Below are 23,395 nucleotides of genomic sequence, written 5' to 3'. Positions count from 1 at the left end.
CGCCCGATGGGGTTCTGGAGGCCCCGGAGGAGCGGTTCCCGAGGGAGGCCTGTGGCCGCAGGCCGTCCGTCGAGGACCTTCCGCCACTCGCCGGGCGGGCGAGGACCGCTCCGGAGGGGCCGAGGGTTCCCCTCCCTCAGGGGGCGCCGGGCGAGGTGGCCGGGCTGCGGCCGCAGGCCGTCCGTCGAGGGCGGTGGCGGGCGCCGGGCGGGCCGAGGCGCGGCGGAGGTTCAAAGAACCCGGCCTAGAGGGGTTCGCCCTCGTCGGGCCAGATGAGGGAGGCCAGCAGCACCGCCGCCCAGATCCCCAGGGGGACGAGCGGCCAGTACGGCACGGGTTCGCCGCCGATGAGGACCGCCGCGCCCCACACCCCCGTGAGGAGCACGGCGATGCCCAGCCACCACCGCCACTCGTCGGCGTGCTCCCACCGGGGTTCCTCCCGGGCGGACGGCACGAGCGGCGGCGGGGCGGGCGCGGGCAGGTCGGCGATGAGCCGGTCGAGCTCGCCGATCAGCACCGCGCTCAGTGCCGACTCCACCCGGCGCTCGTACTCGACCAGGTCCAGGCGGCCCTCCACGAACGCCGTGGTGAGCCGCTCGACGATCTGCTCGCGCTCGTCGTCGGAGGCGCGTGTGCGGTACCTGTTCTCCACTTCCCACCCCCCGGGGCGCGGTGCGGTGCCCACACGATACGCGTGACCCCCGGGACGGGGGAAGGGTCATCGGGCGGTGAGCCAGCGCGCGACCGTGCGGCAGGTCGCCGGGTCGGCTCCGCCGACCAAGCCGGTGTGCTCGTACCCTCCCCGGTAGGGGAAGGGCGTACCGTCCAGCCGGGTGAGCAGGCCCCCGGTCTCGGCCAGGACCAGGCCGGGCGCGGCCACGTCCCAGTCGCGCACGGGCACGTCCTTGACGAACAGGTGGGCGGTCCCCTCGGCGATCAGGCACAGTTTCAGGGAGATGCTGCCGCTCTCCAGGTAGCCGCCGTACCCGAAGCGCTCGGCGACCCGGGCGGCGATGCCGCGCGGTTCGGGGATGTTGTCGGTGAGCACCCCCTGCCCGGGCGGGACGGCCGGGTGGCGGGGCAGGGGGACGCCGTCGCGGCGGGCTCCGCGGCCGCGCACGGCGGTGTACAGGGTCCGGGACTCGGGGGCGTACACGGCGGCGACCTCGGGGCGGTCGCCGATGACCAGGGCGGCCTGGGTGACGTACCCGGGGAACCCGTGCGCGTAGCTGGCGGTCCCGTCGACGGGGTCGATCAGCCAGTACCGGGGCGGCCGCTCCCGGGCCAGGGAGCCGGGGTCCTCCTCGCTGACCACGGGGATGTCCGGGTCGATCGCGGTGAGCCGGTCGGACAGAGCCCGGTGCGCCCGGGCGTCGGCCCCGGCCTTGAACTGGCTCCCCTCCCACACCCCCCGCAGGGCCTCGGCGTCCCCGCGCCATTCGCGCAGCAGGGCGCCGACCTCGGTGACCGCTCCGGCCACCGCCTCCGCCAGCGGGTGCGCGCTCCCCGGGCCCTTTGCGGCCCCGTCGGCCGTTCCGCTCAACAGCTCGCTCACGGGTCCGCTCACCGCCCCGCGAGCGGGGTCGCCGGGGCCAGGGCGGGGTCCCGGACCGGGACGCCGACGGCCGCGGGCGCCGGGCTGATGCCGTGCGAGGTGAACTGCTCCTCGTCGATGAAGTCGTCGGTCCAGTGCCGCACCATGGCCACCCCCTCGCGCCAGTCGTCGGCGAGCCGCGGACCGCCCCCCACGGCCTGGCCCACCAGCCCGGCGATCTCGTCGACCCCGGCGGCGGTGGTGAGGGCGGAGGTGGAGGAGAAGCGCGGGTTGATCTCGAACACCCGGGGCGCGCCGTCCCCGTCCAGGCTCAGCTGGACGTTGAAGGGGCCGTCGGCCCGCAGGGACTCCTGGACCGCCCGGCAGGTCTCGATGACCGCCTCGTTGCGGCGGGTCACCGCGTACTTGGTGACGCCCTGCTTGAGGACGACCTCCTTGGGGACGACGGCCTGCACGCCGCCGTCGCGCCAGACCACCACGGACACGGTGTACTCGGGCCCGGTGATCCGCTCCTGGACGATGAGCTCGTCGGCGGGCAGGCCGCTCTCGGCCACGACCCGGGCCAGGTCGCCGACGGAGTCGACGAACCGCACCCCGCGGCTGCCCCGGCCGCTGCGCGGCTTGACCACCAGGCCCCGTGCGGCGTCGAAGGTGTCGGTGGGCCACTCGGAGGCGAGCCGGGTGCGGGGGACGCCGATCCCGGCGGCGTCGAGTTCGCGCATGAGCCGGTACTTGTCCAGGCAGGTGGCGACGAACCCGGGCAGCGGCAGCAGCACGGCGACGCCGTCCTCGGCCAGGCCGCCGACGTGCAGCAGCTCCTCGTCGACCAGGGGGACGACCGCGGCGGCGCCCTCCTCGGCGCACAGCGCGCGCATGCGGGGCAGGAAGGCCTCGCTGTCGCCCGGGGGGACGAGGTGGCCGCGGTCGGCGAGGTACAGGCCCGGTGCGGTCGGGTCGACGTCGGTGGCGACCACGCGGTAGCCCCGCGACCGCAGGTGGAGGATGGTGCCGGGGGTGGGCGCCGACCCCGCCGTCGTCACCACGATGGTCGGTTTCCTCGAAGACTTCTCTGGCACCGGACGAATCCTTCCAAGCCGTGTCGGGCGGATCGCGGGGGATGGACCGAGAGTAGTCCGCGGCGGGCGCGATGGCCCGTCATTGGCCGGTTCCGGCTCGGCGGTGAACCGCGGGGGCCCCTCGCGCGTGTATCCATCGGCCCCCGGGAGGAAGAGGGCCGAGGGCGGGTGCTCTCTGGGGAGAGGACACCCGCCCTCGACACGCCGTCCGACCGTCCTACCTCTGTTCGTAGACGGGGGTGACGATCGCGCGCCCGATGGAGTGCGAGAACAGGTTGAACCCGAGGAACGCGGGGCTGGCGGAGGCGTCCACGGACAGTTCGGGGACGTCCACGGCGTGCACCACGAAGAAGTACCGGTGCGGTCCGTGCCCGGCCGGCGGGGCGGCGCCGATGTAGCGGTGGGACCCGGCGTCGTTGCGCAGGGTGACGGCCCCGGCGGGCAGGGCGCCGGACTCGCCGGACCCGGCCCCCGCGGGCAGTTCGGTGACGTCGGCGGGGATGTTCGCCACCGCCCAGTGCCAGAACCCGCTCGCGGTGGGGGCGTCGGGGTCGAAGCAGGTCACGGCGAAGCTCCGCGTCCCCTCGGGGGCGCCGCTCCAGGACAGCTGCGGCGAGACGTCCTCGCCGCCCGCGCCCATGATCCCGCTGACCTGGGCTCGGGGCAGGGCGCGCCCGTCGGCGACGTCGGTGCTGGTCACGGTGAACGACGCGACCGGGGGCAGGAAGTCGTAGGGGGAGGGTGGCACGGCCACGGTGAGGGGCCTCCTTCGTTCGTTGCTGTTTCTCGGGCCCTACGAACATACGCCGGTGCGCGACCGCGCGTCCCGGCTCCCGGCCGCCGTGTCGCGGGGCCGCCCGAAGACGGCAGACCGACCGGGCGGTATGGTCGGGGGTCACCGGCACGGACGACACCGACAGGGAGCCACCATGACCAGTCGCTGGGGCATGACCGTTCCGCTCGAAGGGATCCCGCTCCCCGATCAGAGAGCGATCATCGAGCGCATGCCCGACCAGGGCTACACCGACCTGTGGTCGGCCGAGGCGGGCTCGACCGACGCGTTCACCCCCCTGGCCCTGGCCTCGGTCTGGGCCCCCGACCTGCGCCTGGGCACCGCCATCGTGCCCGCCTACACGCGCGGCCCGGCGACCCTGGCGATGAGCGCGGCGACGCTGGCCGCGGCCGCGCCCGGCCGGTTCGCCCTGGGGCTGGGCACCTCCTCCAACATCATCGTCGAGCGCTGGAACGCCGTCCCCTTCACCGAGCCCTACAAGAAGGTCCGCGACACCGTCCGCTTCCTGCGCGAGGCGTTCACCGGTGCCCGGGTCAAGGCCGACTACGACACGTTCTCCGTCCAGGGCTTCACCCTGGGGGCGGTGCCGCCGCAGGCCCCGCCGATCCTGGTGGCGGCGCTGCGCCCGGGCATGCTGCGGCTGGCCGGACGCGAGGCCGACGGCGCCATCATCAACTGGCTGTCCGCCGAGGACGTGCGCACCGTGGTCCCCCACGTGCACGAACAGGGCGAGGGCAAGGAGATCGTCGCCCGGATCTTCGTCATCCCCGAAGTGGACCCGGACACCGCCCGGGGGATCGGCCGCCGGGCGATCGCGGCCTACCTCAACGTCCCGGTCTACCGGGCGTTCCACGAGTGGCTGGGCCGAGAGGAGCTGGCCCCGATGTGGAAGGCCTGGGAGGAGGGCGACCGCAAGGGCGCGCTGGCCGCCATCCCCGACGCGGTGGTGGACGAGCTGATCGTGCACGGACCGGCCGGGTACTGCCGCGAGCGCGTCGCCGCCTACGTCGAGAACGGGGTGACCACCCCGGCCCTGGCCCCGATCCTGCCGCCGGGGACCGACCCGGCCCGGGTGGTGCGGGCCCTGGCCCCGCGGGACTGACCCCGCGGGGGCCGGCCCCGTTCGGCCCGGGACCCTCCGAGCGGCCCTCAGAGCCCTTCGGCGGTCCCGGGCAGCCCGCGGGCGCGCAGCACGAGTTCGAGCTCGAACCGCTCGCCGGGGTCGCGCAGCCGCGCACCGAACAGCTCCTCCAGCCGCCGCATCCGGTACCGCACGGTCTGCGGGTGGATGTGCAGCCGCTCGGCGGCCTCGTTGGCGTTGGACCCGGCCTCCAGCCAGGCCAGTAGGGTCTGGGCCATCCGCTCCCGCTGGTGCGGGCGCAGCTCGGCCAGCGGTGCCAGCCGGGACCGGGCCATCGCCGACAGCAGGGCGGGGTCGCGGGACAGCAGCAGCGCCAGCAGGTGGTCGTCCCAGCGCACCAGCCCCTCCCCGGGGACCGCGCCCGAACGCACGAGCTCGGCCAGTTCCCGGGCCCGCTCCAGCGACTCCGGGACGCGTTCCAGCGGCACGCTCGGCCCCAGCACCGCGCAGGAGCCCCGCAGCGACCGCTCCAGGGCCCGCAGCCTGCCGGGGCCCTCGGGGTCGGGCACCAGGGCGCAGGGCTCGGGGCGCTCCAGGTCCACCAGGGCATCGGGCGGCAGCGACGGGGGCAGGGCGTCGGACCGGGCGGCCCCCTCGCCCGCGGACCCGGGGTGGAGCAGCACCACGGCGGCGCGCTCGGGCGTGCGCCAGTGGGCGCCGCGGGCCAGCGCTGTGACCGCCGCCGGATCCCGGCCGACCCCGGCCAGCAGGGCCTCCAGGAACCGGGTGCGGCGGTGCCGGGAGGCGTCGGCGCCCGCGGCGCTCACCCGGGCGTGCCCCTGGGCCGCGGCCTCGCCGAGCTCCTCCTCGAAGAGCAGGACGGCCTCGCCCAGCGGCCCCAGCAGGTCGCGGGACAGGGTGTCGTCGTCGGACAGGACGCGCCAGACGGCGGCGGCGATGACGCGCATCCCGGCGTGCAGGCGCTCCAGGCCGCGTCCGTGCCCGGCCTCGTGGGCGCCGAACGCCCGGAAGCGCGCGAGCAGCGCCTCGTCGGGGCCGCGGCCGGTCCCCAACCGCTCCATGAACCCCTTCACCCCGATGTCGAGCAGGCGGCGCGCCCCCGCCTTCGCGTCCGGTGCCACCAGGGCCTCGCCGAGCCTGTGGTGGATGCCGGCGAGCGCCTCCTCCACCAGTACCGGTGCGAGGGAGCGCATGCGGGCGCCCACCTCCGGGGGGATGTCGGAGAACGGGTCCGTGCGGCCGCTCTCCCGCGGGGGACGGGTCATGTCTCCTCCGGCGCGGACGCACGGCGGAGCCGTCCGTGGCACGCCCGCGCGTGCTCCGTGCGCCAGATCGGGGTGCGCCCCGCCGAGGGTGACGGGGGACACATCCATACCACCAGAGCCGCGTTCCGGGGACAAGCCCGGCCCCCCGGAAACGCGGTCCCGGGCGGCACCGGACACGCGAGGGGCCCGCCACCGGTCCGGCCGGCGGCGGGCCCCTCGCGTGTCCCTCGGTACTAGACCGTGATTTTTGAACCTCCGCTTCGCTTCGGTTCGTGTTCGGCGCCCCCTGAGGGCGGGAACCTTCGGCCCTGCGTCGACATCCTCGTTCCTCGGACGTCTCCTCCGGGCCTCCAGAACCCCGCCGGGCGCCTCACGAACCCCCGGCGGCACAGGAGAGCATTCAAAGAACAGGTACTAGACCACCGCCCCTGCCAGGGCCACGATGATCGGCCCGGTCAACGGCAGCAGGATGTTGGAGATGGCGTAGGTGATCGTGTACGCGATCACGGGCACCGTGTTCCCGGCCGTCGACACCACCTGGCTGATCGCCGGGGTGCTGCACTGCTGCCCGGCCACCGCGCCGATCAGCAGCGGCGGCTCGATCCTCATCAGCCGGCGGCCCACGAACAGCGAGATCGACGCCGGGATCAGCGTGGTCAGCACCGCCGCCACCGGCAGCATCACCCCGTAGTGCTGCACCAGCTGCCAGGCCGAGGGGCCCGCGGACATGCCCACCGCCGCGATGAAGGTGGCCAGCCCCAGGTCCTTCATCGTCCCGGCGGCCGCCGGGTGCAGCGAGCCGAAGGTGGGCCGCCGGGCCCGCAGGTAGCCGAACACCAGCCCGGACAGCAGCGCCCCGCCGCCGGTGCCCAGGGTGAGGTCGGCGCCCCCGACCGGGATGACGATCTGGCCGACCAGGATGCCCAGCACCAGGCCCAGGCCCAGGTAGACGAAGTCGGTGGTCTTCTGGGAGACCACCGGGTACCCGAGCTTCTTCTCGACCGCCCGCACATCGGCGGGCGCCCCCACGATGGTGAGCACGTCGCCGGTGTGCAGCAGGGTCTTGGGCAGCGCCGGGATCTCCTGCTCGGTGCGGGTGAGCCTGCGGATGAACACGGCCTCGCGCAGGTCGGCGCCGAGCACCTCGCCCAGCGACTCCAGCGGCAGGTGGTCGGTGCCGCGGTGGGTGAGCACCACGTCCAGGCTCTGGAGGACGGTGTCGGGCTCCTCGGCCTGCTCGGGGCCGATGACCGCCTCGGCGCCCACCAGCGCCGCCCGGCGGCCCACCAGCACCAGCAGGTCGCCGGTGCGCACCCGGAACCCCGGGTCGGGGCGTTTGACGGTCTGGTCGCCGCGGCGCACCTCCTCGACGGTCGAATGGCCGTTCAGGGAGGCGTGGATGTCGTCCACGCTGCGCCCGTCGGACTGCTCGACCCGGTAGGCGCGGCCCACCAGGTCCGGCAGCGCCGGGGTCTCCCCGTCGGCCCGCTCCCGGCCGCCGCTCATCTTCTGCCACAGCTTCGCCGACTCCTCGCGCAGGTCGAACCGCATGATGCGGGGCGCGATCTGGCTGGTCAGCAGCACGATGGTGATGAGACCGCACAGGTAGCTGACGGTGTAGGCGGTGGCGACGTTGTTCTGGAGCTCCGTGGTCTCGTCGGCGGACAGGCCCAGGCGGCCGATCGCCTCGCTCGCCGTGCCCAGCGCCGCCGACTCGGTGGCGCCGCCCGCCATCAGCCCGGCGGCGGTGCCCTGGTCCAGCCCCAGCAGGACCGTGAACACCAGGACCAACCCGATCACCGAGACCACCTCGATGATCGGAAAGCCCAGGTAGCGCAACCCCTTGCGGTTGAGGTTGGCGAAGAACTGGGGCCCGCTGCTGAACCCCAGGGCGAAGATGAACAGCGCGAACGCGAGGTTCTTGACCCCGTCGTCGAGCTGGGCTCCGGTCAGGTAGCCGATGACCAGCGCCACCAGCAGGGTGCCGCACACCCCGCCCAACCGGATCGGTCCGAACGGCACCTTGCCGAACGCGTACCCCAGCGCCAGCGCGGTGAACAGCGCGATCTCCGGGGTGTTCTGGAACAGGTCGGTGATCCAACCGCCCACGGCGGCCTCCTCACGACTCGGGGCGGCCCAGGCCGTGCCCTTCGAATGTCCGTTCCGCACCGGCCCGCCCGCCGCCCGCCATCACCGTCGGCGGACGGCCCGGCGGCCGCGGCGCCGCCGCCCGCCGGGGGCGGGGACCTGCGGCCCCGCCGGCGCCCCGCGGACGCCGGACGGCACGGGAGGACACCCGAGAACAGGTCCTAGGCGCCGTGGGACGAAGTGAAGCGGCGGTGGTACTCCTCCCCGATCTCCCGCAGGGCCCGGCCGATCCGGGTGTAGGCGTCGTGGTCGAGGTTGGCCAGGCTGACCCGGACCGACCAGGCCGGGCCGTCGAAGCCGCCGCCGTTGAGCAGGACCACCCCGTCCTCCTCGGACAGGCGCAGCACCGGGTCCACGGGCTCGTAGTTCTCCCTCATCCAGGCCGCGAACTCCGAGCCCCAGTGCTGTTCGGCCCAGTACAGGAGGTCGAGCTCGACGTAGTAGCCGGCCCGCAGCGGGTTGTCGGGGAACTCCACGCCCAGGCTCTCCGACAGCGCGGCGAGCCTGCGGCGCAGCACCTCGTTGACGGGCCGGTGGTACTCCTCCGGCGCGTGGGTGAGGGCGAACAGCGCGAACAGGGCCATCTGCACCTGCTGGGGCGTGGACAGCCCGGCCGTGTGGTTGAGCGCCACCGAGCGGCTGTCGGCGACCATCCGGTCGATGAACTTCATCGACGCCGGGTCCAGGGTGAGGGAGGCGTAGCGGCGCCGGTGCGCCTCGGCGTCCTCCCCGCCCATCCGGGCGATCTGCGCGTCCACGGTGTTGTCCGGCTGGAGCGCGATGACCCCCAGCCGCCAGCCGGTCGCACCGAAGTACTTGGAGAACGAGTACACGCCGATGGTGTTGCGCGGACACACCTCCATCAGCGAGGTGAAGCCCTCCACGAACGTGCCGTAGACGTCGTCGGTGACGATGACCAGGTCCGGGTTGCGGTTCTCCACGATGTCGCGGATGCGGTCCAGGGCCCGCTCCGACAGGGCCACCGACGGCGGGTTGCTGGGGTTGACCAGGCAGACCATGCGGACCGAGGGGTCGGCGAGCTTGTCCAGCTCGGCGTCGTCGTAGTCCCAGGTGTGGAAGCCGTCCGCGGTCCCGCGCGAGGCGCTGACCTCGACGACGTCGAAGCCGTACCGGTCCAGGTGCGGGATCTCCAGGTAGGGCGTGAAGATCGGGGTCATCAGCGCGATCCGGTCGCCCGCCCGCAGCACCCGGTTCACCTGGAGCGAGTCGAAGATGTAGCACATGGCGGCGGTGCCGCCCTCGACCGCGAACAGGTCGTAGGGGGCCTCGGGCTGTCGGCCGCCCATGGCGTGCACCAGGTACTCGTGCACGGACTTCGCGACGAACGGCAGGATGCGGTCGGGCACCGGGTAGTTGTCGCCGATGATGCCGTCGACGAGTTCGTGCAGGACGGCGTCGGAGCGGTCGTGCGTCACCCGGTTGAGGATCCGCCGCAGCAGGTCGGCGCCGGGTTCTCCGGCGTTCTGGTCGAGGAACACCGAGAAGCGCTCGGTGATGCCCTCCCGTCGGGGCATGCCGGCGACGGCGGGCCACTCGTTCCAGGCGGCGCGGCTCTCCAGGACGGCGAACCGGCCCAGGAGGAAGAACGCCTCCCGCGGCGGCGCGGCGGTCCAGTTGGGGTTGCCCCGGCCGGCGTTGAGCATGGCGTGCGCGGTCTTGCGCTGCTCCGCCTCGGCCAGGTCGATGAGGTGCCCCTTGAGCTCGAAGGGGCTGAGCCCCTCCAGACGGCGCTGGGCCGCGCGGTCGTCCTCCAGGTGGGTCATTCCGGTTCCCCCGATGGTCGTCACTCGAAGTGAGTGATCAGTTGCCATGCGTGCGCCATCAGGGCGTGCCCGGCCCGGGGTCAAGGAGAACCGAGCCTCCCGCCATGCTTTGGCCGGGAGAGCGGGGGTGCCGGGTCAGCCGAACAGGAGGTAGCCCAGCAGCATGCCGCCCGCCACCACCACCAGGGCGGCCGCCGACCACAGCCGCTGGACCCCGGCCCCGCCCCGTTCCGGGGCGGCCGGGGCGGCGTCCGTGCCGGATGCGGGCGCGCGCTCGTCCAGGCGGCGGGCGCAGCGCTCCATGAGCCCGCCCGCGACCTCGGTGAGCACGGGCTCGCTCCAGCGGGTCAGCCCTCCGGTCAGCTCCAGGTCGGTGGTCACGGACACGACGGTGTCCTCCCCGCGTCCGCGCAGGCCGGCGGTGATGAGGGCCGAGCCGGTCCCCTCGCCGCGCCGGGACCGGCCGGTCGCCTCGACGACGATGCGGCGCGCGCCCTCGTCCTTCTCCACCAGGCGGGCGGTGCCGTGGCAGGCGACCACGGCGGGGCCGACCTTGATGCGCGCCTCGGCCAGGTGCGTGTCGCCGTCGGTCCCCACCAGGCGTACCCCGGGAACGCAGGGGACGAGGGACTCCACGTCGGTGAGCAGTTCCCAGGACCGCTCGACGGGTGCGTGGACGACGAATTCGTTGTTGATCCTCATGGGGGTGCTCTCTGTTCGGGCCCTGGGGGAGGAGGGGACCCGGCGGGCCTTGTCCCGGGTCCGGTGCGGCGGCAGGTCCTGCGCCCTGGGGCGGTGTCGCCGATGATACGGGCCGCGCCGACCGGGGGTTCCCGCGCGCCGGGACACGGTCCGCCTCCGGAGGGACCGCGCACCCGGGCGGCGGCGGTGGCCGCCCCGCGGCCGCCGGTTCCGGGCCCGGTGTCAGGTCCCGGTGGACTCCCGGGGCCGGCGGTCCCGGTCGGCCGGGCCGGGGGCCGGGTCCTCCCCGGGGTCCGCCCCGCGTCCCCGCACCGGGATGAACAGCCCGACGACGGTGCCCGCGGCGCAGGCCGCCACCCCCGCCCACAGCGCGGCGTCCATGCCCGTGCCCGACGGGTAGGGCACGCCGTCCACGGTGACCGTCAGCGAGGCGAACAGCAGGGCGAGCACCGCACTGGCCGAGGAGGTGCCCAGGGAGCGGACCAGGGAGTTGATCCCGTTGGCGGAGGCGGTTGCTCCGCGGGGCACCGCGCCCATGATGAGGACGGGCATGGCCGCGAAGGAGACGGCGGTGCCCACGCTGACCAGGGTGCTCCCCAGGACCGCGTTGGCCAGGGAACCGGGGGCCAGGACCCGGCCCAGGTAGGTCAGCCCCATGACGGCCAGCCCGAACAGCAGGGTCGGCTTGCCTCCCCAGCGGTCGAGCATGCGGCCGGCCACGGGGGAGAACACCAGCATCATCAGCCCGCTCGGCACCATGAGGAGACCCGCGGTGACCACCGGCAGCGCCAGGCCGTACCCGGTCTCCGCCGGGACCTGGAGCTCCTGGGTGAGGACGAGGCCGTTGAGGAACATCGCGAACCCGGTGAAGTACGACGCGATGTTGGTCAGCAGCACCGGCGGCAGCACCGCCGTGCGCAGGTCGACCATGGGGGCGCGGGTCCTGAGCTGGAGCGGGATCCACAGGGCCAGGAACAGGAGCGACACCCCGGTCAGGACGAGCACGCGCGGTCCGCCCCAGCCCCAGGCGGCGCCCTTGGACAGCACCAGGAGCAGGCCGACCAGGACGACGGACAGCACCAGGGCGCCCAGGACGTCGAAACGGCCCGGGGAGCGCTGCGGCGACTCGGCGACCGCCAGCCGGATGAGCAGGGTGAGCACGGCGCCGACGGCCGCGGTGGACCAGAACAGGGACGTCCATCCGAACGCGCCGTAGAGCACCCCCGACAGCGGGAGCCCCAGCGCGCCCCCGATGCCCAGGGTCGCGCTCATCAGGGCGATGCCCCCGGCCAGCCTCTCCCGGGGCAGCTGGTCGCGCATGATGCTGATGCCCACCGGGATCAGGGCGGTCCCGAATCCCTGCATGGCGCGCCCGACCAGGAGCGGCACGAAGCCCCCGCCGACGGCGGCGATGAGGGATCCGGCCGTCATCACCGCGAGCGAGACCAGCAGCATGCGGCGCTTGCCGTACATGTCGGCCATGCGGGCGACGATCGGGGTGGCCACGGCGCCGGTCAGCAGGGTGGCGGTGACCAGCCAGGAGGCGTCGTCGGCGGAGACGCCCAGGATGCGGGGCAGGTCGGGGAGCAGCGGTATGACCAGGGTCTGCTGGAGGGAGACGATCATGCCGCAGAGGGTGAGGACACCGGTGGTGAGCCGGACGGGCATCCGCGGTGCGGACGACATGGGGCCTCCGGGGAGGGGGGTGAACAGGCGTTCACCGCCAGGGTAAACACCGTTCAACCCGATGGACACCCCGGCGGTCGAACGTGGCGCGGATCACCCGGACCCCCGCGGAATCACGTACGCGCGGATACGTCGCACGCTGTACGCCGTGTCGCCGTCCCCTGCGGATACTGGCCGCACGGGCGAGGAGCGGAGGGGCCATGGACACGGCGGGGACCACGGAGAAGGCGCGGCAGGGCGGACGGGAGCGGTCGCGGCGGGCCCCGCGGCGGCGCGCGGGCAGGCTCGGCCCCCGCACCCGCAAGGCCGTCCTCATCGTCCACATCGCCGCCTCGGGTGCGTGGCTCGGGCTCGACCTGGTCCTGGGGATCCTGGTGGCCACCGCGCTGCTGGGCGGCGACGGGGCGGCCCTGGCGGTGGCGGTGGCGGCGTTCGCCACCTGGCCCATGGTGGCGGTCGGCGCCCTCACCCTGGCCAGCGGTGTGGTGCTGGGCCTGGGGAGCAGGTACGGACTCGTGCGCTACAGGTGGGTGCTGGTCAAGCTGGTGCTCAACGTGGTCCTGGTGTTCCTGGTGGTCGTCGCGCTCTCCCCGCAGGTCGGGGCGCTGGCCGGGGAGGGGCGGGCGGCGCTGGCCTCCGGGGGCGACCTGGCCTTCGATCCCGGGATGCTCTTCCCGCCGGTGGTCTCCTCCACGGCGGTCGCGTTCGCCATCGCGATCTCGGTCGTCAAGCCCTGGGGGCGGACCCTCCGCGGTCGGACGGCGGTCGAGGGCCCGGCTCACTGAGGCAGGGCGCGCACGAGCTCCAGGTCGTCGGGCGTCACCTCGAGCAGGGCGTCGTCGAATTCGCGGTGGCGTTCGACGTACCTGGCGACGTAGGGGCAGACGGGCACGATGCCCAGGCCCAGGGAGCGGGTCTCCGCCAGGGCCTCGGCGACCAGCGTGCCGGCCAGTCCGCGCCCGGAGAAGCGCTCGTCGATCTCGGTGTGGAAGAAGATGCGCCGCCGGTCGTCGGCGTCCACGAACTTCGTGAACCCCACGACCTCCCCGTCGACGCTGATCGTGTACCGGTCCGCTGCTTCGGCCACAGTGGCCCTGCCGTCCGCCATGGGCCCATCATGCCCCCGCCCGGCCCCCTTGTGCCGGTACGGCGCGCGGCCTAGAATCTTGAACGCCGTTCAATTATTGAACGCCGTTCAGAGAGGAAGGCGCCGATGAACGGACGACTGCTGGCACCCGACTTCGCCCGGGGCGGGATGCTCCTGCTCATCGTGCTGTCCAACACCGCGATCTTCTTCCACGGGGTCGCCGCCGTCGAAGGCGGGACCTCGGCGACCCCGGTGGCCGACCAGGTCGTCCGCTTCGCGATGATCGCCCTCCTCGACGTCCGCGTGTACCCGCTGTTCGCCTTCCTCGTCGGCTACGGGCTGGTCCGGGCCTACCAGGCCAGGTCCGCCGAACTGGGGGAGGACGCGGCGCGGGCCGTCATCCGCTCGCGCAACCGGTGGCTCGTCGTCTTCGGCCTCGCGCACGCGGCGCTGCTCATGGGCAGCGAGGTCCTGGGCGACTACGGCGTCATCGGCCTGATCCTGTGCGCGGTGTTCCTCGGCCGCGGCGAACGCCGGCTCAGGGCCGCGATCCTCACCGGAGCGGGCCTGCTCGCCGCGGTCCTGCTCGTGTCGGCGGCCGTCCTGGCCGCCTCGGTGATCCTGCCGCCCACCGGGGCGGCGCCGGCGCTCGAGCCGGGCGCGCAGGAACTGAGCCTCAACGGCTCCGGCACCACCGACTACCTGGAGTCCGTGGTCACCCGCCTGTGGGGCTGGGTCTTCCTGATGGTGTTCGCCAACGGGCTCGGGGTGGTGATGCCCACCGCGATCCTCATCGGCATGTGGACGGCCCGGAGGCGGATCCTGGAGGAGCCGCACCGGCACCGCCGCCTCATCACCACGACGGCCGCCGTCGGGGTGGGCCTCGGACTGGCGGGGTCGCTCCCCTCGGCACTGGCGTACGCGGGCGTGTTCACCCCGGCGTCGGAGGCCGCGGAGGCGGCGCTGTTCCTGCTGGCCTGGACCTCCGGGCTCGCGGGCGGGCTGGGGTACGCGGCCCTGTTCGTGCTCGCCGCCGGGCGTCTCACCCGGGAAGGCCGCACACCCCGGCCGGTCGCCGCCGTGGCGGCCCTGGGCAAGAGGTCCCTGAGCGGCTACCTCGCCCACTCGATGGTCATGGCCCCCGTGCTCTCGCTGTGGGGGCTGGGCCTGGCGGCGCACCTGACCGAGGCGACCGCCGCCCTGTTCGCGTTCTGCCTGTGGCTGCTCACCGTCGTCGTGGCCGCCCTCATGGAGAAGAAGGGGATGCGCGGGCCGTTCGAGGTGCTGCTGCGCGGGCTCGGCGCCCGCGCGGTGCGCCGCCGGACGGAGGCGGCGCGCTAGATTGGGCCGGTGCCGTCGACATCCCCGCCCCGCCGCGGTCCGCGCCGCAGCCTGACCCGAGAACGCATCGTCGACGAGGCGATCGCGGTCATCGAGGCCGACGGGCTGCCCGCCCTGTCCATGCGCCGCCTCGCCGAACGCCTCGACGTGGCCCCGGGCACCCTGTACACCTACGTCGCCAACCGGACGGCGCTGGAGACCCTCATCCTGGACACGGTGGTGGCCCGGGACGCGCTCCCGCACGAACAGCCGGGGCCGTGGTGGCACCGGCTGGAGGAGTGGGCCCGGCGGGACCTGGCCGCCTTCCGCGAGCGGCCGTGGATCCTGGATCTGCGCCGGTCCGCCCGCGGCGTCGGCCCGGCCCTGATCACCTGGCTGGACTCGGCGCTGCGGGTGTTCGACGGCACCGGCCTGCCCGAACAGGTCAAGCTCGACATCATCGAGGCCCTGGACGCCTACGTCTGCGGGGCGGCCACCAGCGACGCCCAGTCCGGAGAGGACGAGCGCGTCGCGGCCCCGGAGCTGGCCGCCGAGGTCGGGGAGGCCTACTCCGGCGCCCACGCCCTCCAGCGCGCCGTGGAGGGCGGCGCCCTCACCTCCCACGAGGGCCAGTTCGAGTTCGGCCTGCGCTGCCTGATCACCGGCTTCCGCGCCATCGCCGAGGAACACGGGAAGGCCGGGGAGGCCGGGAAGGGCCCCTGACCGGCTCCGCCGGCCCGGATCCCGCCCACGGCCCCCACATGACGAACGGGCCGGAGGTGTCCTCCGGCCCGCTGCGTACTGGTGGGCGATACAGGATTCGAACCTGTGACCTCTACCGTGTCAAGGTAGCGCTCTAACCAACTGAGCTAACCGCCCGCGTGAAGCGATGTGAGGTGGAGACGGGATTCGAACCCGTGTAGACGGCTTTGCAGGCCGCTGCCTCGCCTCTCGGCCACTCCACCGAGTTCCACGCGGCCACCGGGGTGGCCGCGCGTCTCCTCCGAGCGGACGACGGGATTCGAACCCGCGACCCTCACCTTGGCAAGGTGATGCTCTACCAGCTGAGCCACGTCCGCTTGTCGACCGGCCCGGCCTCGTTCCCTCGGCCGTTGCCCTGTCGCTGGTTAGAACTTTAGCGGAAAGTCGTCAGACGGCAAATCGGGTTTGCGCGGGCCCCGGCCCACACGCTGGGAGGAGGCGGAAACGCCGCCGTCACGGCCCCGGGTGGACAATGGTGGCCAGACCGCTGACGACGGGAGGGCGACGCCATGGGCGGGTGCGGATCGGACCGCGGCGGGCCGCTGGACTGGCCGGCGGCCCGGGACCGCGCGCGCGATGCGGGGGAGCGGGCGGCCGCCGCGGTGCGCGAGGTGCCGCTGGCGCAGGCGCTGGGCGCCGTGCTGGGCGCGGACGTGCGCGCGCTGACCGGGGTCCCGGCGTTCGACGCCTCCGCCATGGACGGCTTCGCGGTGGCCGGCCCCGGCCCCTGGGAGCTGGTGGGCGCGGGCCTGGCGGGCGCCCCGGTGGCCGCCGCGGGCCTGGCGCCCGGGGAGGCGGTGGAGATCGCCACCGGCGCGCGGGTGCCCAAGGGGACCGAGGCGGTCCTGCCCTACGAACTGGCCGAACGCTCCGGCGGCCGCGTCTCGGGCCCGGTACGGGCGGGGCGGCACGTGCGCTGGACGGGGGAGGAGACCGCACCGGGCGAGACGGTCCTCACCCGGGGACGTGCCGTGGGCCCGGCGGTCCTGGGCCTGGCGGCCTCCCTGGGCCACGAGACCCTGCCGGTGCTGGCACCCCGGGTCGGGGTGCTGGTCACCGGTGCCGAGGTCACCACGTCGGGCCTGTCCGGCGAGGGCCTCGTGCGCGACGCCATCGGCCCGATGCTGCCCGGCCTGGCGGCGTGGGCGGGCGGCCGGGTGGAGCGGACGGACCACCTGGACGACGACCGCGGCGCGCTGGCGGCGGCGATCGCCGCGGCCGACACCGACGTGCTCGTGGTGTGCGGCTCCTCCTCCAAGGGCCCCGCCGACCACCTGCGCTCCGTGCTGGCCGAGCTGGGCGCGGAGGTCCTGGTGGACGGGGTGGCCTGCCGCCCCGGGCACCCGCAGCTGCTGGCGCGCCGGGAGGGCACAACGGTCGTCGGCCTGCCCGGCAACCCCGGGGCCGCCCTGGTGGCGGCCCTCACCCTGGTCGTTCCGCTGCTGTGCGCGATGGCCGGGCGCCCCGACCCCGCGGCCGATCCGGACCCGGTGCCGCTGGACGGGGAGGTGGACGCCCATCCCCGCGACACCCGGCTGGTCGCCGTCCGCCTGGAGCGCGGCCGGGCCGTCCCGGTCGGCCACGACCGTCCGGCCAGCCTGCGCGGCGCGGCCCTGGCCGACGCCTACGCCGTGGTGCCGCCCCGCTGGAGTGGCGGGGCGGTCGATCTGCTGCACCTGCCCTGAACAGGCGGGAGGCCCCGCAGGACATCCCTGCGGGGCCTCCCGGGCCGGGGTCAGGACCGGTCGGCCGGCTCCTGCCCGTGCTGCTCGGCGAGCACCGGCGGCTCGGGCTGCTCGACCGCCGGGTTGCCCCGGCCGCGCAGCAGCAGCCACGCCTGGACCGCCGCCACCACCACGATCGCCACGGCGATCGCGCTGGTCATGTGCATACCGCTGGTGAACGCGGTGCGCGCGGCCTCCATCAGCGCCGCCCCGGAGGCCCCGCCCAGGTCGGCGGCGGTGTTCGCGGCGCCGCCCAGGGTTTCGCGGGCGGAGTCCACCGCGTCGGCGGGCACGCCCTCGGGGCCGTTCAGGTGCGAGCGGTAGAACGCGGTCAGCGCACTGCCCAGCACGGCCACGCCCAGGGCCGCGCCCAGCTCGTAGGCGGTCTCGGAGATGGCCGAGGCCGCACCGGCGCGCTCGGGCGGGGCCGCCGACATGATGGCGCCGTTGGTGAGCGTCTCGGCGAACCCGGCGCCGGTCGCGATCAGCGCGAACCCGGTGGTCACGACCGTCACGCCGAGCGTGACGTCGTTCACCGGCGCGATGACCAGCACCGCGAACCCGGCGGCGGTCACCAGCAGGGACCCGCCGATCACGGTGGCCAGGCTCAGCCGGCGCGACAGCCGCACCGCCACGAGGCCGGCCAGGACCGACAGCGTCAGACCCGGGATCAGGACGATCCCGGCCCGCATCGGCGAGATGTCCAGCACCAGCTGGAGGTACTGGGTCAGGAAGAACAGGGACGACACCAGCGAGAAGACGATCATCAGGTTGGTGACCACCGCCACGCTGAACACGTGGTTGCGGAACAGGTCCACGTCGATGAGCGGGTCGTCCAGCTTCTTCTGCCTGCGCACGAAGGCGTAGCCCAGGATCAGGCCGATCGCCAGCGAGGCGACGGGGACCACGGACAGGCCCTCGGTGGCGAGCTTCTTGACGCCGTACACGGCGGGCAGCATCGCGGCCAGGGACAGGGCCACGCTGACCGGGTCGAGGCGGCCCGCGTCGGGGTTGCTCGACTCGCGCACCAGCAGCGGCACCAGGACCAGGATCAGGGCCATCACCGGCAGGTTGATGAGGAACACCGAGCCCCAGAAGAAGTGCTCCAGCAGCCAGCCGCCCAGGATCGGGCCCAGCGCGGCGCCGCCGGAGAAACCGGAGGCCCACAGGGCGATGGCCAGCAGCCGCTGGCGCGCGTCCAGGAAGATGTTGCGCAGCAGGGACAGGGTCGAGGGCATGAGCGAGGCGCCGGCGACGCCCAGCAGGGCGCGGGCGGCGATGAGGACCTCGGGCGTCGGGGCGAAGGCGGCCAGCAGCGAGGCGGCGCCGAACGCGGCCGAACCGATCATCAGCAGCCGGCGGCGGCCGATGCGGTCGCCGAGCGAGCCCATGGTGATCAGCAGCCCGGCCAGGATGAAGCCGTAGACGTCGACGATCCACAGCAGCTGGCCCGCGGTGGGCGCCAGCTGTTCGCTCAGTGCGGGTACGGCGAAGCCGAGCACGGTCGAGTCGACCGAGATCAGGATCACGGGCAGGACCAGGACGGCCAGCGCGGTCCACTCGCGGGGACCGGCCAGCGCGGGGCTGCCGTTGCGTGCGCGGTCGTGACCGTTTCCGGCCTTGGCGGAAGTCATCTCTCCTCGTTACGTGTTCGCTGTTCCCGCGTTCCCGGCAGCGGCCGGGCGCGGCTCCGGCGGGATGGCGGGCTCCGGGCCGGACGGTGGGGACGGGAAGCGCTGTCGACCGTGCGGCGCGCGGGGCGCACCTCGGGGATTCTTCAACCGTCCAGACGGTACAGTACCGTCCAGCCGGTACAGTGTCAATCGTGAACACTTCCAACACCCGCGACCGCATCCTCGACGCCCTCCAGGAGATCCTCATCCGGGAGGGCTACTCATCGGTGACGCTCGAGGCGGTGGCCCGCGCCGCCTCGGTCTCCAAGGGCGGTCTGCTGTACCACTTCCCCTCCAAGGCCGCCATGCTCACCGGCCTCATCGAGCGCCTGTCCGTCCTGGCCGAGCAGGAGTTCCGCGAGGCGGTGGAGGGAGAGGAGGGCGTGGTCCGCGTCTTCCTGCGCACCTCGCTGCCGCAGAGCTCGGAGGAGCGCGAGCTCTACTGGGCGATCATCGCCGCGCTGCGCGGCCAGGACGACATGCCCCCCGAGGCCTTCGCGCACGTCCAGGACCTGTTCGACCGCTGGCGCCGCCTGCTCCACGAGGAGCTGGAGGACCCCGTCCTGGCCGAGATCATCCTGCGTGCCGGGGACGGGCTGTACCTGTCGGACATCGTCGGCCTGCCCTCCGCCGACCCCGCGCTGCTCCAGGCCGTGATCGACCGGCTGGCGGCCGAGTCCGACCGGGTCCGCCGCGTACGCTGACCCCTCCGGGAGCCCCCGGTCCCCTGCGCGGCCCCGGCGCGACGCCGTTCCGCCCGTCCGGCCCCCGGCTGTTCGCCGGACGGTGACACGGCGGTGCTGTCCATGTGTCCGGGATCATGATTTACTTCCCAGTAACTTCATTGCCGCCGCCGGGTCCCGGGACCGCCGGGCGCCCGCTCACACAGTGAGGTGACGCGTGCACCACCGCGGAAGTGGGGCGTGCCGGGTCGACGCAGGGGCGCTCCGTTCGCGAGACTGGCCCCACCTCGCCGGAGCGTCCACGGGGTGAGAACACGCAGACGGGAAAGCGGGGAGCGGATGCACAGGCTCACCAACCAGGTCCGACCGTACGCCTGGGGGGCGCGCACGGCCATCCCCCGGCTGCTGGGCCTGGAGCCGGACGGCACCCCGCAGGCGGAGCTGTGGCTGGGCGCCCACCACGGCGCCCCCAGCACCGCGCAGTGCGAGCAGGGCCCGCTCCCGCTGCCCGCGCTCATCGCCGCCGAACCCCACCGGGTCCTGGGCCCGGAGGTCGTCGACCGGTTCGGGGTGCGCCTGCCGTTCCTGCTCAAGGTCCTGGCGGCCGACGAGCCCCTCTCCCTCCAGGTGCACCCGAACGCCGACCGGGCCCGGGCCGGGTTCACCGCCGAGGAGGGCCGGGGCATCCCGGTCGACGCGCCGCACCGCAACTACCGCGACCCCCACCACAAGCCGGAACTGCTGCTGGCCCTGGAGCCCTTCGAGGCCCTGTGCGGCTTCCGGGAGCCGGCCGCCGCCCACCGCGACCTGCTGGACCTGTCCTGCGACCTGGCCGCCCTGCTGCGCGAGGACCTCTCCCGGGAGGACGACCGCGCCGCGCTGCGGGCGGCGCTCACCCGCCTGCTCACCCTGGACGGGGCCGACCGCGAACGGCTCATCGGCGGCTTCGTGGAGGAGTGGGAGCGGGTCCGCCCCCGGTGCGCCCACGCCGGCATCATCGGCGACCTGGCCGCCCGTTACCCGGGCGACCCCGGAGCGGTGGCGTCGCTGCTGCTCAACCGGGTCACCCTGTGGCCGGGCCAGGCCCTCTTCCTGCCCGCGGGCAACCTGCACGCCTACCTCCAGGGCACGGCCGTGGAGGTGATGGCGGGTTCCGACAACGTGCTGCGGGCCGGGCTGACCCGCAAACACGTGGACCCGGCCGAGCTGCTCGACGTGGTCGACTTCTCGGTCCTGCCCATCCCGTACTCCCTGCCGACCGTCCAGGACGGGCGGCGGCAGTTCCGCCCGGCCGCGCCGGAGTTCGCCCTGCACGAGATCGGCCCGGGCCGGGTCACCGCCCACCTGCCGGGGGAGGGGCCCGCCGTGGTGCTGGCCCTCAACGGCCGGGTCGAGCTGATCCCCGAGGTCGGCCGCCGGATCGAGCTGCGCCGCGGCGAGTCGGTGTTCGTCCAGGCCGACAGCGGGCCGCTCAAGATCGAGGGGCAGGGGCACGTCGTCGCCGCCACGGTCGGCGCGCTGCTGGACTGAGTCCCGGGACCGATACGCTGGCCCTCTCTGTTCACTTGTGTCACAGAAGAGGTAGCACCATGGCTCTGGAGCGCCCGGAGATCGACCCCATCGAAGGCCCGCCCCCGGCGGACCTGCAGATCACCGACATCGTGGTCGGCGAGGGGCAGCAGGCCGGACACGGCAACACCGTCGACGTGCACTACGTGGGCGTGGCCTTCTCCAACGGCGAGGAGTTCGACGCCAGCTGGAACCGCGGCGCCCCGCTGAGCTTCACCCTCGGCAAGGGCCAGGTCATCCCGGGCTGGGACCAGGGCGTCCTGGGCATGCGCGTCGGCGGCCGCCGCAAGCTGGTCATCCCGCCGCACCTGGCCTACGGCCAGCGCGGCGCGGGCGGCGCGATCGGCCCGAACGAGACCCTGATCTTCGTCTGCGACCTGGTCGCCGTCCGCTAGGACACACTCCCGGCGGAGCACGCGTGAAGGGCCCGTGCCTGCGCGGCACGGGCCCCGTCCCCGCGGTCAGCCCAGGGTTGCGCCCACCTTGACGTGGCCCTTGAGCAGGTCGCGGGCGATCGTGCGGCGCTGGATCTCGTCGGTGCCCTCGAAGATGCGCAGCAGGCGCAGGTCGCGGTAGAACCGCTCGATGGGCAGCTCGCGCGTGTACCCCATGCCGCCGTGGATCTGGAGCACGCGGTCGACGATCTCGTTGGCCTTGACGCCGCCGAAGAGCTTGGCGATGGACTGCGCGTGGCGCGAGTCGCGGCCCTCGCCCACCTGCCAGGCGGCGTGCAGCACGAGCAGGCGCAGCGCCTCGATCTCCACCTGGGAGTCGGCGATCATCCACTGGATGGCCTGGCGGTCGGCGATCGGCGCGCCGAAGGTCTCCCGGGTCTTGGAGTAGTCGACGGCCATGGTCAGCAGGCGCTCGCAGCTGCCGACGGCGCGCGCGGGCAGCAGGTAGCGGCCCTTGCCGATCCACTGCATGGCCAGCGCGAAGCCCTTGCCCTCCTCGCCGAGGATGTTCTCGTGCGGGACGCGCACGTCCTGGAAGACCAGCGCGGCCGGGCGGCGCTCGCCCATGGTGTCGATGGGCTCGGCGGTCCAGCCCATGTCGCGGTCCACCAGGAAGCAGGTCACGCCCCCGTTGGCGCCCTTCTCCGGGTCGGTGACCGCGAAGACCATGGCGAAGTCGGCCTCGTAGCCGCCGGTGATGAAGGTCTTCTCGCCGTTGATCACCCACTCGTCGCCCTCGCGGACGGCCCGGGTGCGGATGGCCTTGGCGTCCGATCCCGCGCCCGGCTCGGTGATGGCGAAGCAGGAGCGCTTCTCGCCGGCGATGGTGGGCAGCAGGTAGCGCTCCTTCTGCTCCTCGTTGCAGTGGTAGAGGATGTTGTCGGCCTCGCCGCCGAACTTGAAGGTCAGGAAGGTCCGGCCCAGCTCCATCTCGATGACCGCGGCCGTGACGGGGTCCAGGCCCATGCCGCCGTACTCCACCGGGGTCTCCACGCCCCAGAAGTCGGACTTGCGGGCGAGGTCGCGCAGTCTGGTGCGCTCCTCCCGGTTCAGGCCCGGGGGGTGCCCCTCGCGTTCGCGCCGCAGCACGTCGTTCTCGAGCGGCATCAGCTCCCGCTCGACGAAGGTCCGGACCCAGTCGCGGACGGCGCGCTGCTCTTCGCTCAACGAGAAATCGATCACGGCCTGCTCCCAATTAACCTAACAGTGTTCGGTTATGTGAGGGTACGACGATCCCCGCCGCCGGTGCAAGAGGGGGCCCGCCCTTCCGCGAACGGCCCGGCCGGCCCGGTAGCGTGCGATGATCGGGCCGGACACCGGTAGGGGCCGGTGCCGGCAGACCGCAGAGGGGACCTACGCCCGTGGCCCGACCCAAGACACCGATCCTGAGCCGTGAGGCCATCCGCCGCGCCGCGCTCGCGCTCATCGACCGGGACGGGCTGGACGGGCTGTCCATGCGCAAGCTCGCCGAGGAGCTCGACGTGCGGGCCGCCTCCCTGTACAGCCACTACCGCACCAAGGAGGAGCTGCTCACCGCCATCGCCGAGGAGGTCACCCGGGACATCGAGGTCTCCGCGTTCGAGAGCGGCGACTGGCGCCGGGGCCTCACCGCGTGGGCGCGCTCCTACCGCGACGCCCTGGTCGCCCACCCCAACCTGCTGCCGGTGATCGCCGCGGGCCCCGGCCGCCGGGAGGAGGCGCTGCGCCGCGCCGACGCCATCCACGGCGGCCTGGTGGGCGCGGGCTGGCCGCCCCGGTACGCCACCATGATCGGCGCCTCCACCCGGTACCTGGTCCTGGGGTCGGCCACCGGCTCCTTCGCCCGCGGCTTCGACGACGACGTGCGCGTCTACCGCGACCGCTACCCCAACCTGTCCCAGGCCCACCGGCTGGCCGAGCACGCCGCCGAGATCGACGAGGACAGCTTCGACCTGGCCCTGTCGTCGTTCCTGGACGGCCTCGACACCCTCTACGAGAAGGTCCGCACCGAGCCCGGGCGCTGAGCCGGGCC

At 73.9% G+C, this 23,395-nt stretch carries 21 protein-coding genes and 3 tRNA genes; 9 read left to right on the top strand and 15 right to left on the bottom strand.

Going from position 1 to position 23,395, the window contains the following annotated elements; genetic code table 11:
* Positions 1–244: 244 nt before the first annotated feature.
* The 4 genes from ACFVNO_RS07540 to ACFVNO_RS07525 form a co-directional block, all read right to left on the bottom strand.
* Positions 245–652 carry a DUF1707 domain-containing protein gene (locus ACFVNO_RS07540; RefSeq protein ID WP_355267889.1) on the bottom strand — a complete coding sequence of 136 codons (408 nt, stop codon included), beginning with the start codon at positions 650–652 and terminating at the stop codon, positions 245–247.
* A gap of 66 nt (positions 653–718) precedes the next feature.
* The gene (locus ACFVNO_RS07535; protein WP_378890278.1) at positions 719–1,555 is read right to left on the bottom strand and encodes a 3'(2'),5'-bisphosphate nucleotidase CysQ; all 837 of its coding nucleotides are present in this window, start codon (positions 1,553–1,555) and stop codon (positions 719–721) included.
* Between the two features lie 8 nt (positions 1,556–1,563).
* Complete coding sequence (locus ACFVNO_RS07530; protein ID WP_355268014.1) at positions 1,564–2,598, bottom strand: ATP-grasp domain-containing protein; 1,035 nt, start codon at positions 2,596–2,598, stop codon at positions 1,564–1,566.
* 250 nt (positions 2,599–2,848) lie between these two features.
* Positions 2,849–3,385, bottom strand: coding sequence for a YbhB/YbcL family Raf kinase inhibitor-like protein (locus ACFVNO_RS07525; RefSeq protein ID WP_355267883.1), 537 nt, complete (start codon positions 3,383–3,385; stop codon positions 2,849–2,851).
* A 175-nt stretch (positions 3,386–3,560) separates the two neighbouring features.
* Between ACFVNO_RS07525 and ACFVNO_RS07520 the strand changes: the two genes are divergently transcribed.
* Positions 3,561–4,526: an LLM class F420-dependent oxidoreductase gene (locus ACFVNO_RS07520; protein ID WP_355267880.1), complete on the top strand. Its 966-nt coding sequence runs from the start codon at positions 3,561–3,563 to the stop codon at positions 4,524–4,526.
* 47 nt (positions 4,527–4,573) lie between these two features.
* Here ACFVNO_RS07520 and ACFVNO_RS07515 read toward each other — a convergent pair whose 3' ends face one another.
* The 5 genes from ACFVNO_RS07515 to ACFVNO_RS07495 all read right to left on the bottom strand — a co-directional run bounded on the left by ACFVNO_RS07515 (position 4,574) and on the right by ACFVNO_RS07495 (position 12,111).
* Complete coding sequence (locus tag ACFVNO_RS07515) at positions 4,574–5,791, bottom strand: helix-turn-helix domain-containing protein (protein WP_355267877.1); 1,218 nt, start codon at positions 5,789–5,791, stop codon at positions 4,574–4,576.
* A gap of 414 nt (positions 5,792–6,205) precedes the next feature.
* A complete protein-coding gene (aspT, locus tag ACFVNO_RS07510) occupies positions 6,206–7,900 on the bottom strand; it encodes an aspartate-alanine antiporter (protein WP_378890273.1) in 1,695 nt (564 codons plus the stop codon).
* A 200-nt stretch (positions 7,901–8,100) separates the two neighbouring features.
* Positions 8,101–9,723 (bottom strand): bifunctional aspartate transaminase/aspartate 4-decarboxylase, encoded by a 1,623-nt coding sequence (locus ACFVNO_RS07505; protein WP_378890270.1) that lies wholly within the window; start codon positions 9,721–9,723, stop codon positions 8,101–8,103.
* A 135-nt stretch (positions 9,724–9,858) separates the two neighbouring features.
* Positions 9,859–10,425: an SRPBCC domain-containing protein gene (locus tag ACFVNO_RS07500; RefSeq protein WP_355267868.1), complete on the bottom strand. Its 567-nt coding sequence runs from the start codon at positions 10,423–10,425 to the stop codon at positions 9,859–9,861.
* Between the two features lie 222 nt (positions 10,426–10,647).
* The gene (locus ACFVNO_RS07495; RefSeq protein ID WP_355267865.1) at positions 10,648–12,111 is read right to left on the bottom strand and encodes an MFS transporter; all 1,464 of its coding nucleotides are present in this window, start codon (positions 12,109–12,111) and stop codon (positions 10,648–10,650) included.
* A gap of 200 nt (positions 12,112–12,311) precedes the next feature.
* Between ACFVNO_RS07495 and ACFVNO_RS07490 the strand changes: the two genes are divergently transcribed.
* A complete protein-coding gene (locus ACFVNO_RS07490) occupies positions 12,312–12,896 on the top strand; it encodes a hypothetical protein (protein ID WP_378890265.1) in 585 nt (194 codons plus the stop codon).
* Here ACFVNO_RS07490 and ACFVNO_RS07485 read toward each other — a convergent pair.
* A complete protein-coding gene (locus ACFVNO_RS07485) occupies positions 12,890–13,219 on the bottom strand; it encodes a GNAT family N-acetyltransferase (RefSeq protein ID WP_355267859.1) in 330 nt (109 codons plus the stop codon). The genes ACFVNO_RS07490 and ACFVNO_RS07485 overlap by 7 nt on opposite strands.
* 105 nt (positions 13,220–13,324) lie before the next feature.
* Between ACFVNO_RS07485 and ACFVNO_RS07480 the strand changes: the two genes are divergently transcribed.
* Both ACFVNO_RS07480 and ACFVNO_RS07475 read left to right on the top strand, forming a co-directional pair.
* On the top strand, positions 13,325–14,539 hold the full coding sequence (locus tag ACFVNO_RS07480; RefSeq protein WP_355267856.1) for a DUF418 domain-containing protein: 1,215 nt from the start codon (positions 13,325–13,327) through the stop codon (positions 14,537–14,539).
* A 9-nt stretch (positions 14,540–14,548) separates the two neighbouring features.
* Positions 14,549–15,241 carry a TetR/AcrR family transcriptional regulator gene (locus ACFVNO_RS07475; protein WP_355267853.1) on the top strand — a complete coding sequence of 231 codons (693 nt, stop codon included), beginning with the start codon at positions 14,549–14,551 and terminating at the stop codon, positions 15,239–15,241.
* Between the two features lie 79 nt (positions 15,242–15,320).
* Here the strand turns inward: ACFVNO_RS07475 and ACFVNO_RS07470 are convergent.
* The 3 genes from ACFVNO_RS07470 to ACFVNO_RS07460 form a co-directional block, all read right to left on the bottom strand.
* Positions 15,321–15,397 (bottom strand) — tRNA-Val (locus ACFVNO_RS07470).
* Positions 15,398–15,412: 15 nt separating this feature from the next.
* A tRNA-Cys gene (locus ACFVNO_RS07465) sits at positions 15,413–15,483 on the bottom strand.
* Between the two features lie 41 nt (positions 15,484–15,524).
* A tRNA-Gly gene (locus ACFVNO_RS07460) sits at positions 15,525–15,597 on the bottom strand.
* 192 nt (positions 15,598–15,789) lie between these two features.
* Between ACFVNO_RS07460 and ACFVNO_RS07455 the strand changes: the two genes are divergently transcribed.
* Positions 15,790–16,965: a molybdopterin molybdotransferase MoeA gene (locus ACFVNO_RS07455; protein WP_378890260.1), complete on the top strand. Its 1,176-nt coding sequence runs from the start codon at positions 15,790–15,792 to the stop codon at positions 16,963–16,965.
* 50 nt (positions 16,966–17,015) lie between these two features.
* Here the strand turns inward: ACFVNO_RS07455 and ACFVNO_RS07450 are convergent, their stop codons facing one another.
* The gene (locus tag ACFVNO_RS07450) at positions 17,016–18,638 is read right to left on the bottom strand and encodes an MFS transporter (protein ID WP_378890257.1); all 1,623 of its coding nucleotides are present in this window, start codon (positions 18,636–18,638) and stop codon (positions 17,016–17,018) included.
* A gap of 191 nt (positions 18,639–18,829) precedes the next feature.
* Between ACFVNO_RS07450 and ACFVNO_RS07445 the strand changes: the two genes are divergently transcribed.
* The 3 genes from ACFVNO_RS07445 (at position 18,830) to ACFVNO_RS07435 (ending at position 21,324) form a co-directional block, all read left to right on the top strand.
* Positions 18,830–19,381 (top strand): TetR/AcrR family transcriptional regulator, encoded by a 552-nt coding sequence (locus ACFVNO_RS07445; protein WP_355267833.1) that lies wholly within the window; start codon positions 18,830–18,832, stop codon positions 19,379–19,381.
* A 318-nt stretch (positions 19,382–19,699) separates the two neighbouring features.
* On the top strand, positions 19,700–20,890 hold the full coding sequence (gene manA / locus ACFVNO_RS07440) for a mannose-6-phosphate isomerase, class I (RefSeq protein WP_355267830.1): 1,191 nt from the start codon (positions 19,700–19,702) through the stop codon (positions 20,888–20,890).
* 59 nt (positions 20,891–20,949) lie between these two features.
* Positions 20,950–21,324 (top strand): FKBP-type peptidyl-prolyl cis-trans isomerase, encoded by a 375-nt coding sequence (locus tag ACFVNO_RS07435; protein ID WP_355267827.1) that lies wholly within the window; start codon positions 20,950–20,952, stop codon positions 21,322–21,324.
* 66 nt (positions 21,325–21,390) lie between these two features.
* Here the strand turns inward: ACFVNO_RS07435 and ACFVNO_RS07430 are convergent, their stop codons facing one another.
* Complete coding sequence (locus tag ACFVNO_RS07430) at positions 21,391–22,566, bottom strand: acyl-CoA dehydrogenase family protein (RefSeq protein WP_355267824.1); 1,176 nt, start codon at positions 22,564–22,566, stop codon at positions 21,391–21,393.
* Between the two features lie 179 nt (positions 22,567–22,745).
* Here ACFVNO_RS07430 and ACFVNO_RS07425 point away from each other — a divergent pair, with 179 nt between their 5' ends.
* Positions 22,746–23,387: a TetR family transcriptional regulator gene (locus ACFVNO_RS07425; protein ID WP_355267821.1), complete on the top strand. Its 642-nt coding sequence runs from the start codon at positions 22,746–22,748 to the stop codon at positions 23,385–23,387.
* Positions 23,388–23,395 lie beyond the last annotated feature (8 nt).

Source organism: Nocardiopsis sp. NPDC057823 (genome assembly GCF_042797335.1).
GTDB lineage: Bacteria > Actinomycetota > Actinomycetes > Streptosporangiales > Streptosporangiaceae > Nocardiopsis > Nocardiopsis changdeensis.
Note: the sequence above shows the minus strand (reverse complement) of the source record. Positions and strands in the feature narration are given on the sequence as shown.

Bases quoted from the DNA above. Each gene is read 5' to 3' on its own strand.
- ACFVNO_RS07520 (WP_355267880.1), top strand. From the start codon at position 3,561: ATGACCAGTCGCTGGGGCATGACCGTTCCGCTCGAAGGGATCCCGCTC.
- ACFVNO_RS07515 (WP_355267877.1), bottom strand. From the start codon at position 5,791: ATGACCCGTCCCCCGCGGGAGAGCGGCCGCACGGACCCGTTCTCCGAC.
- ACFVNO_RS07505 (WP_378890270.1), bottom strand. From the start codon at position 9,723: ATGACCCACCTGGAGGACGACCGCGCGGCCCAGCGCCGTCTGGAGGGG.
- ACFVNO_RS07500 (WP_355267868.1), bottom strand. From the start codon at position 10,425: ATGAGGATCAACAACGAATTCGTCGTCCACGCACCCGTCGAGCGGTCC.
- ACFVNO_RS07495 (WP_355267865.1), bottom strand. From the start codon at position 12,111: ATGTCGTCCGCACCGCGGATGCCCGTCCGGCTCACCACCGGTGTCCTC.
- ACFVNO_RS07490 (WP_378890265.1), top strand. From the start codon at position 12,312: ATGGACACGGCGGGGACCACGGAGAAGGCGCGGCAGGGCGGACGGGAG.
- ACFVNO_RS07485 (WP_355267859.1), bottom strand. From the start codon at position 13,219: ATGGCGGACGGCAGGGCCACTGTGGCCGAAGCAGCGGACCGGTACACG.
- ACFVNO_RS07480 (WP_355267856.1), top strand. From the start codon at position 13,325: ATGAACGGACGACTGCTGGCACCCGACTTCGCCCGGGGCGGGATGCTC.
- ACFVNO_RS07455 (WP_378890260.1), top strand. From the start codon at position 15,790: ATGGGCGGGTGCGGATCGGACCGCGGCGGGCCGCTGGACTGGCCGGCG.
- ACFVNO_RS07450 (WP_378890257.1), bottom strand. From the start codon at position 18,638: ATGACTTCCGCCAAGGCCGGAAACGGTCACGACCGCGCACGCAACGGC.
- manA (WP_355267830.1), top strand. From the start codon at position 19,700: ATGCACAGGCTCACCAACCAGGTCCGACCGTACGCCTGGGGGGCGCGC.
- ACFVNO_RS07435 (WP_355267827.1), top strand. From the start codon at position 20,950: ATGGCTCTGGAGCGCCCGGAGATCGACCCCATCGAAGGCCCGCCCCCG.